A 12,989-nucleotide genomic window follows, 5' to 3' on the forward strand; every position below is an offset into this window, starting at 1 on the left:
AGTCATGTTATCGATTTTTTCCCAGAATGATGGAACATTCCTTAAATCATCTGCATTGACTGGGTTATAAATTTACTATCTAGCATCCAAATATAGATACATTCACCTACTTTTTATGCTAAGATAATGAATGGTAATAATAAAATAAAGGAGATTTCATATGACACTCGAACAATTAAACAACGAAACATTGCGGAAAAAGAATAAAATTATACTCATTATGTTAATGCTTTCCGTTATTCTCGGTACAGTAGTGGAGATGAGCCTTAACAAACCGTTATTGCTTATATGGACAATTGCCATTGGTGGAGGAATATTGTGTGCTATTATTGCCTTCTTACATATAACGAACCGCCTAACCAAATTAATTTCTTATATGTCCATTATCGGTTTAGTCATTCTGTTAGGTGCGATTATTATAATTAGCCCTTCAGAGAATAACCTATCACTAATTTACTTTTTATTAATTTGTTCCGCCCTATATATGAATTTAATTCTATATGCCATTGGAACATGTTGTGGAATCGGATTACTAATCTTCGCTTTCACATTAAATGGTGATATTTATTCATCTGATCTTGGCACGTATTTACTACTATTTTCTTTAGCTATTATTGTATTATTTTTCCAGCAAAAAATTATGGGTAACTTGGAAAGAAACCTTGCTTCTAGCCAAGTGGCCATGCAAGAAAAATTAGAAGCAGAATCCAATCAACGTGTTGTATTAGCAGAAAACTCTAAAGTAATAGCAGATAATATGTACACCATTGAACAGCAGTCAGAAGCTGAGAAAGCAGCAACCCAAGAACTTAATTCTGCTATTCAAGAAATTGCTGCCGGGGCACAGTCACAAGGAAATGCTGTCAACGATATTATGGAAGCAGTAGAAACCACTGCGAAGCAAGCCGTTTCCATGAATGGACAAGTTGAGCAAATCAGTGAATTCACGACACAAATCACAGATCAGATTAATGAAGGTCGTACACAATCACATGTATTGAATGAGCAAATGAATGAGTTCAAGGAGTTTCTTGAGCTTACTGAAGAGAATATGAAACAATTAAGTGAGAAAATTGAATCGTCCTTAAGCTCCATTCAAGCTATTCAAGGAATTACCTCCCAAACTAATTTACTTGCGCTCAATGCTTCCATTGAAGCAGCAAGAGCTGGTGAAGCAGGAAAAGGATTCTCCGTCGTAGCAGATGAAATCCGCAAACTAGCAGAGACTTCTGATAAAACGGCTGTTCAAATTTCTACTACATTACATGAAATACATAGTAACAATGTAGAAACACAGGATAAAATGAATACCGTTGCAAGAAAAATGGATGAAAACATCGAAGGAACAAGGAAAAACCAGTCTATCTTTGATTCTATTCAAGCATCCATTGTCCAATTAAAAGAAGAAGTGAATTCCTTTGGGACACTTGCTAAAAATATCGACAAAGAGACTGTATCCATTGAACGTGCTGTAAATGAATTTGCATCCTTATTACAGCAAGCATCAGCTTCGCTTGAAGAGATTTCAGCTACTGTTCAATCACAGACTAATTATAAGGAACAGCTTGCCGAATTAATTCAAGAGACAAATAAAGCTACCCAAAATCTAAAAGGTTTATTTTAGATAACTCACGTAAAGTAATGCCTCCCAAAAGATAGTTGCTATTCTAGCATTTGAGGAGGCATTACGAAGGTGAGTTTATCTTCTGAAAGGATCTAATGACTTAATCGTTTAAAATAATGGTATATTTTCTCGAGCTTTTTGACTTGTCTGCCCTTTGAACATTCCATATTTCCAAATTCAAAAAACTTTACTCTTTTAATTCCAACAAAGCTAAATAAAGCTCTTTTCATTAACAGTTTATGTGCATTATTCAACCATAGCAATGGATAAAAAGTTGGCCCTTTCATAGTTGATATACAAATGACAGACTTTCCTTTCAATAATCCTTCTGGGAAAAGCCCCCTTTTATCTTTATAAGCAAAATTTGAGGCAAATAAACGGTCGATATACCCCATAAGCATAGCAGGTGGCCTTCCCCACCAAATGGGATATATAAAAACGATTTTATCTGCCCAAGTAATCTGTTTCCTATACTTTTCCAAGTCAGGATCAATATGCATAGCACGCCTCCGCTTTTGCTCATTAAATACTAAAACTGGATTAAATCCCTCTTCATATAAATCCAAAATCTGTATTTCATCAATGTTTGTGTTCTCTTTACTGCCATTAACAATGTGTTGTAAAAAAGCATAATTTAAACTTTTGTGATTCGGATACGTATAAATAATTAGCATTTTCATCGTCATTCCCCCTTTAATTATCATTTGATAACAAAATTATAACGCCGCTGTTTTTATTTATCAAATGATAATTGTTTATTGATAACTATTTTGTTATCTTATTTCTATGAGGTGAAGAAATGGATAAAAAGGAGCTCTTTAACCAATTTATATCATTTATGTCTTCTGTTCATCATGTGTCAAATGAACTCACTAAAGATGCAAAGCACCATTCAATTTCACAAGTTCAATATAACATTCTTGAATTCATCAAAGTAAACCAACCTGTAACCCCTACGGAGATAAATGATTGTCTAAAAATGACTATGTCTAATACCAGTCGTGAGCTTAGTAAATTAAGTGAGAAAAATATGATTGAGAAGGCACCTGATACAAATGATAGGCGTAAGCAATCTATCAAGTTATCTGAAGATGGAGAAGTATTGATGAACGAGGCATTCCACATAATTGAAGTCCGTTTTCTAGATCGAATTAAGGATGCTTCTAATGAGGATTTAAAGGAGATTGAACAAGCTTTTGATGTTTTGAGGGAGAAATTGTTTAAGTAGTCTTCCGAAGTGATTACTCATCTTCCGTAAATACTTATAAAAAGAATCCATTCTGACTAAACATCAAAATGGATTCTCTACTCTATTATCTTTCATATAATCTACTAAATCCTTCTATTCAAATGTAACCATTAACGGTTTAATTAATAAAAATAATGGCAACTAACCTACTGACCTAATTCTCCTCAACCGAAACCGGTACAAACTCAAACTTTGTCACGTCAACAAGCCCCATGTCTGTTATCTTTAATGTTGGAATAACGGCTAAAGACATAAAGCCTAACGTCATGATTGGATCTACATCATCCGATATGCCTAGAACTTCTCGTGCGGCTTTGTTTACTTTGGTTTGCTCCGCTGCTACTTCTTCACCTGATAGATTACTCATCAATCCACCTACTGGAAGTGCCATTCTGGAGATGACTTCACCATTATTAACTAAGACGACACCACCATCTTGTTGTTTTAAATTTTCAATGACGATGGCCATATCCGCATCATTCGTTCCTGTGACAATCAAATTATGGGAATCATGGGCAATGGAAATTCCAATAGCACCTCTTTGAATACCGTAATCCTTAAATAAACCAACAAACACATTTCCCGTATTGTTATGTCTCTCCACAACAGCAATTTTTGCGACTGGTTTTGCAGGATTGTATATAAACTCTCCCGTCTCATCCCGTTCAACCTCTACAATTGCTTCATTCGTCAATGCCTCTGTTGGGACATATTGAATCGCTCTTGCTTTATTAGAAGTTAATTGCAAACGTAGCTTTTCGATCGAAAAATCACCGATATGGACACTAGATTGCACAGAAGAAGTATCTGCTTTCGTATATGGAAGTACATATTCTCCTTGATCTGCTACTAGTTCCCCATTAATATACGTCTGTTCTACTACCAAATTGTCAAGATCTTGAAAAATAACCAAATCTGCTCTCAATCCTGGTGCTACTGCTCCACGATCATGTAACTGGCAGCATGTTGCCGTATTGATCGTCGCCATCTGAATTGCAGTAATTGGATCCATGTTTTCTTCGATACAAATACGGATGGAATTGTCTAGGTGCCCCTTTTCTAAAATCGTCTTTGCTTGTACATCATCTCCGCATAAACAGCAGCGATGCGCATTCTGCGGTGTAACTCCTTTTAACAATGTACGCAAATTATGTGTAATAGTCCCTTCTCTTAAGAAAACATACATCCCTCTTGAAATACGAGCTTGTAATTCCTCTACAGTAGAGCATTCGTGGTCATTTTCAACACCAGCAGCGACATATGCATTTAGTTCCTTACCACTCACCATTGGACTATGTCCATCAATTCGTTTATTTAAATTTCTAGCAACTAATAATTTATCGATAACACTATCTTGGGCTTGAATCACCACAGGAAAGTCCATAAATTCCGCAAGTCCTGCTGCTTTTCCCTCCTCCAAAGGAGCCACCATATCCGATGCCGTTAACACAGCACCAGCGTTTTCCATATTGGTAGCAGGCACACAGGAAGGTAGCATATATTGAATATCTAATGCAGTATGCTTTGCCGCCTCGATCATATAATCCAATCCTTTTAGCCCCGCTACATTCACAATTTCATGAGGGTCTGCCATTACGGTTGTGGTTCCATGTGGTACAAGTAATCGACCAAACTCTTCTGGGGTCACATAAGACGATTCTACATGGATATGCGGATCAATAAAACCAGGTGCAATGTACTTCCCTTCTAAATCAACCGTTTCCTTCCCCTCATATGCTTCACCAATCCCGGCAATCTTTCCATCTATAATTGCGACGTCACCATGTAGGACACTACCTTGATAAACATCGATAATTTTCCCATTTTTTAACACAAGATCCGCAACCTCGCGACCTGCTGCAACATTTATCAATTTTGTTAAGTCACTTTTTTTCATTTTTTCTTCCCCCATCTCTGAATTTGGATCCAATCTGTCTTTAGAAAAAATTAGAAAAACTAGCATTCACTCTTTTTTACCGGGCGTAGTAGTATTTGTTATGCTCTCAAGGAAGATTTTATACTTTCCTAACTACTAAAAAGCTCGAAAGAACACTACACTCTAAAATCTACGAGTATAGCAATTCCTCCGAGCCTTTTATGCCTGAAAAGATAGTAATAGATATGTAAATCTGTTACTATGTAATGCTACTCATAGTCAGTTCATTTACGGTAAACTGGTAGAAACTCGCAAGCCATATTCTTGCTATTATATGAGTGAATAGATGTATGCAATTATTAGTATTATAGCACTACATAATTAGATTTCAACAGAAAAATTCTTTCGATAACTAATCATAAGTAATCTCCATGGATAGATAAAAACCCATACCGAACGAATTTCAGCATGGATTTTTTAAGTTCATAAATTTATTATTGAGCTGTATAGCCACCATCAACAATTAAGCTATTACCAGTCATGAAACTAGAATCATCACTTGCCAAGAATAATACAGCTTTTGCCATTTCTTCTGGTTTACCTAAACGCTTCATTGGTGTTGAATTAGTTAAAAAGCCTCTATCTGTTTCACCTAAGATTGGTGTATCAATAAATCCTGGGCATAGTGCATTGACACGGATGTTACGATCTGCATATTCTAATCCAAGAGAACGAGTTAAGTTAACCACTCCACCTTTTGCCGCATTATATGCTGCACTACCAGGTGATCCAACCCAACCATACATAGAAGCTGTATTGACAATAACACCACTACCTGCCTTCAAGAACTCTTTAATTGCGGCTTGTGCAACTAAAAATACACCGTCTAAATCAACTTCTACTGTTTTTCTCCATTCAGCATATGTTAATTCTTCTGTCGGTTTTACAGCACCGATACCAGCATTATTAAAGAGAATATCTACTTTACCAAAGGTTGATAATGTTTTATCATAAATATTATTTACATCGTCTTCACTCGTTACATCCGCTTTTACGAAGATAGCTTCAGTGCCTTCCGATTTTAATTCTGCTTCAAACGCAGTTCCTTTTTCTTCATTGAAATCTACTAACACTAATTTTGCCCCTTCAGCAGCAAACAAGCGCGCTGTTGCAGCCCCAATTCCAGATACGCCACCAGTGATGATTGCTACTTTATCTTGTAGTTTCCCCATAATCGATGCCTCCTGTTATAATATATTTAGACAATTTTTTATTTAAATGCTTACAATTTAATTGTAGTACGTAACTTTTTGCTATCCAACCATCAATACTGTCCTTATTGTCTATTAGTTATACAGATATTAGTAAACTGTTTATTACAGGGGGTAACGTAATGACTGAACTGCTCTCCACTCCACGTAAAAACCGAACCAAAGAACATTTCCAATTAGCACTTATTGCGTTAATCAAAGAAAAGGGCTTCCAGCATGTCACAATCAAAGATATTGTGGAATACGCCAAATATAACCGAAGCACCTTCTACACCCATTATCGTGATAAATATGAGTTAGCAGAGGATTTACTAGAGACAATGCTCCTCGGGTTACAAGAAGCAGTCGGGAAACCGTTTCAATCTAAAAAAAAGATAAGCACCGTTCATCTCACTAAAAGTTCTTTTAATATTATTTCCTATATTTATCAGAATGGTAACTTCTTTGCATTGATTACCTATCAAGATACGATTCCAGAATTGCATACAAGATTTCCGCAAACCATTCTAAAAATCTATCAAGACAAGTTCCAATTCGAAACTATAGACCATTTACCAGTAGATATGGATTACTTTACACGGTATACGGCGTATGGTTTTTATGGACTAATATCCCACTGGATACATACAGGGTTTGAGGCTTCTCAGGAAGAGTTTATTGAGGAGGTTATCCGGTTAGCGCAGACGCATATGGCTTCCGTTCGATTTGTTGGGACGGATTAGTTAATGTACGGCTATTAATTCGAATTTATTTTCAACAGTACTCTAAATACTAGTGTACAGAATAAAAAAGCTCGGAAAAATGACTACACTCTAAATTCTACGAGTATAACCATTTTTCCGAGCCTTTTATGCCTAAAAAGATACGAATAAGTGACGATATAATGCTACTCATAGTCAGTTTATTTACGGTGAACTGGTAGAAAACTTACAAGCCATATTCTTGCGGCTATATGAGTAAATAGGTACAATTAATTGTTTATTATAGCACTCAATCTATAACCTTTTTCTCTACGTCCTTTGATTCTTTTTCTCTCGAACCATGATGATTAGTAGTGACACCTGCAATATGGATACGAACACCTTTCTTAATTGGAGAAGCTAAAAATCCAACCAGTGCACCAATTAAAAACAGTAAAGATGACAAGAGAATGGTTTCCCTTTTCCTCATTCATAATCCCTCCTACATGCTTTTGATAAACATTCATAAGATAAATAGTAAACAAAGGGTAATAGTTATTTGCCACTAAAGCACTATCTTTATTTAACTAGATCATGCTTAAAGGCATAAATTACTGCCTGTGTTCGGTCCTGAACCCCAAGTTTCCCAAGAATGTTACTTACGTGCACCTTCACCGTCTTTAGTGCAATAAAAAGTTCATCGGCAATTTCTTGATTGGATTTACCTTGCGCGACTAGCAAAAGAATTTCCATTTCCCGATCGGTTAATTGATCATGAAGATGTGTGACAGGCTTTTCACGCATTTTCGTCATAATCTTTCCTGTTACTTCTGGCTCTAGGACGGATTGTCCTTGGTAAGTTGAGCGAATCGCTTTAGCTATTTCTTCCGCTCTCGATGTTTTTAGCATATAGCTTGTCGCACCAGCTTCTAATGCTGGATATACTTTCTCATCATCAAGAAAACTAGTGACGATGATAATTTTTGCTTCTGGCCATTGTTCTATAATTTGTTTCGTTGCTTCAATTCCGTCCATTTCCTTCATTACTAGATCCATTAAAATGATATCTGGCCTAAGCTCTAACGCAAGCTTAACAGCAGGGGCACCATCGCTCGCCTCAGCAATCACTTCAATATCTTGCTGAGCAGAGAGATAAGATGTTACACCAATTCTTACCATTTCATGATCATCTGCGAATAAGACTTTAATCACTATGTTCACCTTCCTTCCGTATGATAGGAACCTTCACTTCCAACTGTGTTCCTTGGTTTGGTAATGAAATAATTTTAATCGTTCCACCGACTTCTAATGCACGTTCTTTCATATTCTGCAGGCCATATGACCCTGTTTTTACTGTATTCATATCAAATCCAACACCATTATCCTTTACCCGCAGAATTGCTATATTATCTCGCTTTATTAGCATCACATGAAGAGTTGTTGCCTTTGCATGTCTTAATGTATTGGACACTGATTCCTGTAAAATGCGAAATAGTTGATCCTCCACCCCTTTATCAAGCTGGAAATCCTCTGCCTTCCAGGAGATGTCCATCGGAACCTTTTGTATAAGCTCCTTCAACAATTCTTCTACACCTTCCAGAAGTGATTTTCCTTTTAGTGCTACAGGTCGTAAATGGAGAAGCAGTGCCCGCATTTCTAGCTGGGATTGTTGAATCATGTTTTCAACTAGTCTTAGTTGCTGTTTTATTTTGCTATCTAATTCGATTGCCGTATCATTTATGGCAGACATCATCATTGAGGCAGCAAATAATTCCTGACTAACCGAATCATGTAGCTCCCTTGCTAAACGATTACGCTCTTGGACAACAATCTCTTGTAAGCTTTGCTCTCTCTCTTCTGCGCGCTTTGTTGCAAGGGTTTGGAAATGCTCTGCTTGCTTATTTATCTTTTCTTGTAATTGCTTTATTTTCTGTTCTAACCTTTTTAATTCCTTGTACGAATCTGTATCTATATCCGTATGTTGACCTTTAATTACGTTATCCAGCTTTCGCTCAACATATTGAATTCGTTGCTTCCAATACCAACCAATTGATATTCCCAGAATCGCCCCAGAGATTGTTGCAATTCCAAGGACGGTTAGTAGAAAGGACACATCACCAATTTGCTTTTCCCAAAGCATGGACCAACTAAATTCATCCTGTAAGAAAAAGGTTAACCCTACCGAGAGTACTACTAATACTAAACTATACATAATCCCGATCATCATATGGCGAAGTACTGTCATCATATGCGCTTCACCTCGATATCACCGGAAAATATAGAGGTTATAATTTTCACTCTAGGATAAGTGGAATCATAATGTTCTGTTTGGAATAAGAGTGACTTATTCACCAATTTCATATCTTTCTCGTCAAAGATGTGCGCCCTACCAAATACCGAGCTATGATGAATACTAACCTCTACTTCATAAGGAACATAAATCTCGATATTGCCAACTAAATGACGGATAGAGATTACCGCTGTATCATTAGGAAGCACCGTATTACTTAGGTCGATCACCCGTTCTCCAATCCCACCATGAATATTAACATCCCGCCATTGATAAGCCATATCCTCGGTTTGCATATCATCAAAGAGCTTATTTTGAAAAAGTGGCTTCATTTTAATGAGCTTATCATTATTAATGACATGGTTAGGGAGAGTCGGTTTTAAGCTTTTACTATTTTTGGACTCATAATAATCTTTAAGCCACAGTACAATGACCACGACAATCAGAAAACGAACTGCCCACAAGTTTAAAATACAGAAGACAAACGAGACGATAAAAATCCAAAATAGAACCTTTCCCCATAAATGCTGGAAGTTTTTCCATCCTATATAAGCAAATATAGCGGAAAATATGGCAGGTATAACAGCCCCACCAAAATGGGAAATAATTTCCAATATAAGGAGGATTACTCCTACGATCATAATCCAGTTGAGTGTATCTGTTTTTAGTTTCTTGAACATAGCAGGAATCCCCCCTATCAACTCACACAGGCCCAATTGCTTGGGCCTGTGTCATGAGTATACCATTTTTAATGCGTTTTTGCGCATTTCAATTAATTCGCTTTTTCCTTTTCCTGCATTTCTTTTTCTAATTTAGCAATCTTACTATCAAATGTGCTCTTATAATAAGCACTATTAACCATGTATTCCAGATTGTCAATGTAACGTTCCATTTCAGCAAACTTAGAGAATGGTTTATCAGATACCTCTTCCATCACGCGATTAATTTGATGATTGGCATGAAGTATATTCTCACGTCCCATCAATTCCATTCGACGAAGACGCATATCTTTAACCCGGTGCTTCATTTCTTCATATTTTTGCTCCAGCTCTTCTAATTGCTCCATCGCTTCCTGGCGAGATGCCTTCATTCTTTCCGCACGCGCTTGATATTCTTCCTTTTCCTTTTGAGCAAAAGCATGCATTTGCTCCTCGCCCGCTTTTTCAGCAATAGAAGCTTGCTTTTCACGTTTCTCAGCCATTTCCGCAGCTTTCAAATATTCCCTTGAAAACTCATCCTTCAACTTATATTGACGCTCAATCAATTTACGCACTTTCTCTACCTCTTGTTCTGCTTGGCGTAAATATTGATTTAACGTTGAAACTGGGTTTTTCTTCTCCTTTTTATCCAGTAACTCATGTAAATCCGCTTCTATAGAATCTTTAATCCGTGTGAAAACATTTGTCATAATAGTTCTCTCCTTTTATTTCAAATTGTAGTCTGAGGGGGCGTGGTTTTGGTGTTTGGGTTCATGTTTGGGATTATCGGGTTCATGTTTGTTAAGCTAGGGCACATGCGCTGGTTTTCCGGGTTCATCTTTCTTGCTTTCGGGTGCATGTACCCTGGCCTCGAGTTTATTTACTCCAAATTCGGGCCCATCTTTCTCAAACTTGGGCTCATTTTCTCCATTTTCGGGCGCATCTCCACAACCCTCGGGTTCATCTTCTTCCTCTTCGGGCGCATGTTCCCAAACCTTGGGCTCATCTTCTCCCTCTTCGGGCGCATCTCCACAACCCCCGGGCTCATCTTCTCCCTCTTCGGGCGCATCCTCCCAACCCTCGGGCTTATCTTCTCCATTTTCGGGCGCATCTCCACAACCCCTGGGCCCATCTCCCCCCAATCCCAAGCACATATTCCAAGCTCCACCACTTATCTATAAATCTTAATTATTCAAATCTGCCCATTGGTGTTCAAAGTTTGTAAATGGATCACCGTCATCAGTAGGAACAACGGGGGAATCTCCATCTTTTTTCCAGTTTTTCACGATCCAATACAATGCAAATGCAGCTGCAATTCCAATGACAGAGTAAATATTGGTAAAACCGACTCCTAGAATAATGAGCCCTAGAATAACCCAACCAATTTTAGCTGCGACTGAATCACTCTTGATGAACTTTTTGAAGACGATATATAGCAACCATACACTAAGACCTAATAAAACCATTGGACCTAAGTTAACTAATAATACAAGTAGGGCAATTAGCCCTCCTACAAACAGCATAAATTTCCTCATCTGATTGCCTCCTTTCTTTATCATGAGTTAAGTTTACCGAGAAAAAGGGTTTTGGATAATGAGCCTCAGCTATATTTTGAACTAGGTCTAGGGGCTTATTTGGGTATAGGGCTTCTAAACAAGAAGAGGCAACCCTAAAGATGTGAACCTTTAGAATTGCCTCTATTACATTTGTAAACTTTCTCTTCTCTCCCGAAAAATTCATAAAATTCCCATTAAACCAAAGCCCCAAATAAAGCTATTTTGGGCTAAAGGGGGATCTAACTATCTCCTAAACCATCCCCAACTATCTCTATTAAACTAATTTGACTCTGATTCAAAAAACGTACTGGATATCCACTTGTTCCGAGACCGCTATCCACGTACAAAAATTGCCCCTGGCCCAAGTCGAATATTCCTTTCTCCCACCTTGGAAAAAGACTTCTTTCTGGGCCTACAACAGCCCCAATGATAGGGAGCCTAATTTGACCTCCGTGTGTATGCCCACTCAAGATTAGATCAGCTGGTATCCCATTGTACTTATCGACAATACTCGGCGAATGGGAAAGTAATATCGTATACTGATTATCCTTTATACCAGCAAATGCCTGGCTTAGATTTTCATGATCGGTGGATGTATTATCAACGCCCACTACATTAATTACGGTGTTATCCTTTGTAAATGTGATGTTTTGATTATCTAAGATAGTAATGCCCCGATCACGAACTCCGGACAAAAATCTCCCTACATTTTCGTTAGCCAACTCATGGTTTCCAGTTACGAAAAACACATGGGGATGAGCTCGTTTTATTTTCTCCATAAAGACATACACATTTGTAAAATCATCTGTATTCCGACTAATAAAATCTCCAGTCAATACTATCATATCAGCATTTGCATGTTTTACTGTCATTATCAACTTTTCATACTGATCTGGATAAACCTTATTGTGAAGGTCTGTTATTTGTAAAATCGATACTTTCGTTTTCACCGGAACTTTTTTCGTTCGAAATTGGACTCTATTTACTTTAAATACATTCGTATCGAAATAGGCCTTCCCCAGTGCCCCAAAGAATAATAATAGATGGAAAATCCATAGGAACCGTTTTATACTGTTGACACTCTTCCGCTTTCTTCTTTGCATTGCGTTCCATCCTTATCACATATACATTTCAACTAATTCTATACATCTATTCTTTGTCATCTCCATAAGCTTAGATGTATAAGCAAAGGATTCCATTGAGCCACCTTTGTAGTTAGCTGCCTCCGCTTCTGCCACTTCATCACGTAAAACAATCCAATTACGCTGTTCTTCTCTTAACGTTTGCATTACTTCATCAGAAAGCTGACTTTGTAAGATACCGTATAATTCATTTAAGTTATTATCCCATGCTTTATACATTTCTCCTGCTGCTTCCTCCATATCGACTTGTGTACCCGTCTCTATGATTTCACGCTGCGCTGCTAGGATAGCTTCTACTACTGCTAGTTTTCTTACGTATTCTGCTTTCGTTACTACCTTCTCTTCTTGAGCACTTACAGATCCATTCCCTTGCTCCTCATTCGTATCAGCATTCCCTTCTGGTTCTTGTTCTTCCTTCGTTTCCACATCCGCATCTTCTGATAAAGGATTATCCTTCACCTTATCTGATTCTGATTGTTCTACAGTTGAATTAGAACAACCTACTAGAATGAGTAATGGTATCATTAGTAACAATAATTTTCGCATGTCATGCTGCCTCCAATTCATTGATTCCCAAATAGTATATCAAATAATTGGTAAAAA

The 12,989-nt window shown here is 37.4% G+C and carries 15 protein-coding genes and 2 riboswitches; of the genes, 3 read left to right on the forward strand and 12 right to left on the reverse strand.

Translation table 11 applies throughout. The features are described from left to right. Positions 1-160 precede the first annotated feature (160 nt). On the forward strand, positions 161-1,624 hold the full coding sequence (locus AAIB49_RS12530) for a methyl-accepting chemotaxis protein (RefSeq protein ID WP_343458204.1): 1,464 nt from the start codon (positions 161-163) through the stop codon (positions 1,622-1,624). 92 nt (positions 1,625-1,716) lie between these two features. Here the strand turns inward: AAIB49_RS12530 and AAIB49_RS12535 are convergent, their stop codons facing one another. Next, positions 1,717-2,304 (reverse strand): NAD(P)H-dependent oxidoreductase, encoded by a 588-nt coding sequence (locus tag AAIB49_RS12535; protein WP_343458205.1) that lies wholly within the window; start codon positions 2,302-2,304, stop codon positions 1,717-1,719. Between the two features lie 119 nt (positions 2,305-2,423). Here AAIB49_RS12535 and AAIB49_RS12540 point away from each other — a divergent pair, with 119 nt between their 5' ends. Then, the gene (locus AAIB49_RS12540) at positions 2,424-2,852 is read left to right on the forward strand and encodes a MarR family winged helix-turn-helix transcriptional regulator (RefSeq protein WP_343458206.1); all 429 of its coding nucleotides are present in this window, start codon (positions 2,424-2,426) and stop codon (positions 2,850-2,852) included. 175 nt (positions 2,853-3,027) lie between these two features. On the opposite strand, the gene ade is transcribed toward AAIB49_RS12540, so the two are convergent. Together ade and AAIB49_RS12550 are read right to left on the reverse strand one after the other, a co-directional pair. Continuing rightward, a complete protein-coding gene (ade, locus tag AAIB49_RS12545) occupies positions 3,028-4,770 on the reverse strand; it encodes an adenine deaminase (protein WP_343458207.1) in 1,743 nt (580 codons plus the stop codon). A gap of 235 nt (positions 4,771-5,005) precedes the next feature. Then, a riboswitch (purine riboswitch) is annotated at positions 5,006-5,107 on the reverse strand. Between the two features lie 136 nt (positions 5,108-5,243). Next, positions 5,244-5,981 (reverse strand): SDR family NAD(P)-dependent oxidoreductase, encoded by a 738-nt coding sequence (locus AAIB49_RS12550; protein ID WP_339216441.1) that lies wholly within the window; start codon positions 5,979-5,981, stop codon positions 5,244-5,246. A gap of 161 nt (positions 5,982-6,142) precedes the next feature. On the opposite strand from AAIB49_RS12550, the gene AAIB49_RS12555 reads away from it, so the two are divergent. Next, a complete protein-coding gene (locus AAIB49_RS12555; RefSeq protein WP_343458208.1) occupies positions 6,143-6,742 on the forward strand; it encodes a TetR/AcrR family transcriptional regulator in 600 nt (199 codons plus the stop codon). Positions 6,743-6,893: 151 nt separating this feature from the next. Next, a riboswitch (purine riboswitch) is annotated at positions 6,894-6,996 on the reverse strand. Between the two features lie 14 nt (positions 6,997-7,010). On the opposite strand, the gene AAIB49_RS12560 is transcribed toward AAIB49_RS12555, so the two are convergent. From AAIB49_RS12560 to AAIB49_RS12600, 9 genes are all read right to left on the reverse strand, one after another. Beyond that, the gene (locus AAIB49_RS12560; protein WP_343458209.1) at positions 7,011-7,190 is read right to left on the reverse strand and encodes a hypothetical protein; all 180 of its coding nucleotides are present in this window, start codon (positions 7,188-7,190) and stop codon (positions 7,011-7,013) included. 89 nt (positions 7,191-7,279) lie between these two features. Then, positions 7,280-7,912 carry a response regulator gene (locus tag AAIB49_RS12565; RefSeq protein ID WP_343458210.1) on the reverse strand — a complete coding sequence of 211 codons (633 nt, stop codon included), beginning with the start codon at positions 7,910-7,912 and terminating at the stop codon, positions 7,280-7,282. Further along, positions 7,905-8,948 (reverse strand): sensor histidine kinase, encoded by a 1,044-nt coding sequence (locus tag AAIB49_RS12570; RefSeq protein ID WP_343458211.1) that lies wholly within the window; start codon positions 8,946-8,948, stop codon positions 7,905-7,907. Before AAIB49_RS12570 ends, AAIB49_RS12565 begins: the two co-directional genes overlap by 8 nt. Further along, the gene (liaF, locus tag AAIB49_RS12575; protein WP_343458212.1) at positions 8,945-9,670 is read right to left on the reverse strand and encodes a cell wall-active antibiotics response protein LiaF; all 726 of its coding nucleotides are present in this window, start codon (positions 9,668-9,670) and stop codon (positions 8,945-8,947) included. Before liaF ends, AAIB49_RS12570 begins: the two co-directional genes overlap by 4 nt. 92 nt (positions 9,671-9,762) lie before the next feature. After that, positions 9,763-10,398, reverse strand: a complete 636-nt coding sequence (locus AAIB49_RS12580) for a PspA/IM30 family protein (RefSeq protein WP_343458213.1) — start codon at positions 10,396-10,398, stop codon at positions 9,763-9,765. Positions 10,399-10,568: 170 nt separating this feature from the next. Beyond that, the gene (locus tag AAIB49_RS12585) at positions 10,569-10,799 is read right to left on the reverse strand and encodes a hypothetical protein (protein ID WP_343458214.1); all 231 of its coding nucleotides are present in this window, start codon (positions 10,797-10,799) and stop codon (positions 10,569-10,571) included. A 73-nt stretch (positions 10,800-10,872) separates the two neighbouring features. Then, on the reverse strand, positions 10,873-11,223 hold the full coding sequence (locus AAIB49_RS12590; RefSeq protein ID WP_343458215.1) for a lmo0954 family membrane protein: 351 nt from the start codon (positions 11,221-11,223) through the stop codon (positions 10,873-10,875). 260 nt (positions 11,224-11,483) lie between these two features. Then, entirely contained in the window at positions 11,484-12,347 is an 864-nt protein-coding gene (locus tag AAIB49_RS12595; RefSeq protein ID WP_343458216.1) for a metallophosphoesterase, read from the reverse strand. Positions 12,348-12,362: 15 nt separating this feature from the next. After that, a complete protein-coding gene (locus tag AAIB49_RS12600) occupies positions 12,363-12,932 on the reverse strand; it encodes a lysozyme inhibitor LprI family protein (protein ID WP_343458217.1) in 570 nt (189 codons plus the stop codon). Positions 12,933-12,989 lie beyond the last annotated feature (57 nt).

The organism is Ornithinibacillus proteolyticus (assembly GCF_039581225.1).
Lineage (GTDB): Bacteria > Bacillota > Bacilli > Bacillales > Amphibacillaceae > Ornithinibacillus > Ornithinibacillus massiliensis.

What these genes read in the sequence shown, in the direction of transcription:
- AAIB49_RS12530 (WP_343458204.1), top strand. Translation starts at nt 161, where the DNA reads ATGACACTCGAACAATTAAACAACGAAACATTGCGGAAAAAGAATAAA.
- AAIB49_RS12535 (WP_343458205.1), bottom strand. Translation starts at nt 2,304, where the DNA reads ATGAAAATGCTAATTATTTATACGTATCCGAATCACAAAAGTTTAAAT.
- AAIB49_RS12540 (WP_343458206.1), top strand. Translation starts at nt 2,424, where the DNA reads ATGGATAAAAAGGAGCTCTTTAACCAATTTATATCATTTATGTCTTCT.
- ade (WP_343458207.1), bottom strand. Translation starts at nt 4,770, where the DNA reads ATGAAAAAAAGTGACTTAACAAAATTGATAAATGTTGCAGCAGGTCGC.
- AAIB49_RS12550 (WP_339216441.1), bottom strand. Translation starts at nt 5,981, where the DNA reads ATGGGGAAACTACAAGATAAAGTAGCAATCATCACTGGTGGCGTATCT.
- AAIB49_RS12555 (WP_343458208.1), top strand. Translation starts at nt 6,143, where the DNA reads ATGACTGAACTGCTCTCCACTCCACGTAAAAACCGAACCAAAGAACAT.
- AAIB49_RS12560 (WP_343458209.1), bottom strand. Translation starts at nt 7,190, where the DNA reads ATGAGGAAAAGGGAAACCATTCTCTTGTCATCTTTACTGTTTTTAATT.
- AAIB49_RS12570 (WP_343458211.1), bottom strand. Translation starts at nt 8,948, where the DNA reads ATGATGACAGTACTTCGCCATATGATGATCGGGATTATGTATAGTTTA.
- liaF (WP_343458212.1), bottom strand. Translation starts at nt 9,670, where the DNA reads ATGTTCAAGAAACTAAAAACAGATACACTCAACTGGATTATGATCGTA.
- AAIB49_RS12580 (WP_343458213.1), bottom strand. Translation starts at nt 10,398, where the DNA reads ATGACAAATGTTTTCACACGGATTAAAGATTCTATAGAAGCGGATTTA.
- AAIB49_RS12585 (WP_343458214.1), bottom strand. Translation starts at nt 10,799, where the DNA reads ATGCGCCCGAAAATGGAGAAGATAAGCCCGAGGGTTGGGAGGATGCGC.
- AAIB49_RS12590 (WP_343458215.1), bottom strand. Translation starts at nt 11,223, where the DNA reads ATGAGGAAATTTATGCTGTTTGTAGGAGGGCTAATTGCCCTACTTGTA.
- AAIB49_RS12595 (WP_343458216.1), bottom strand. Translation starts at nt 12,347, where the DNA reads ATGCAAAGAAGAAAGCGGAAGAGTGTCAACAGTATAAAACGGTTCCTA.
- AAIB49_RS12600 (WP_343458217.1), bottom strand. Translation starts at nt 12,932, where the DNA reads ATGCGAAAATTATTGTTACTAATGATACCATTACTCATTCTAGTAGGT.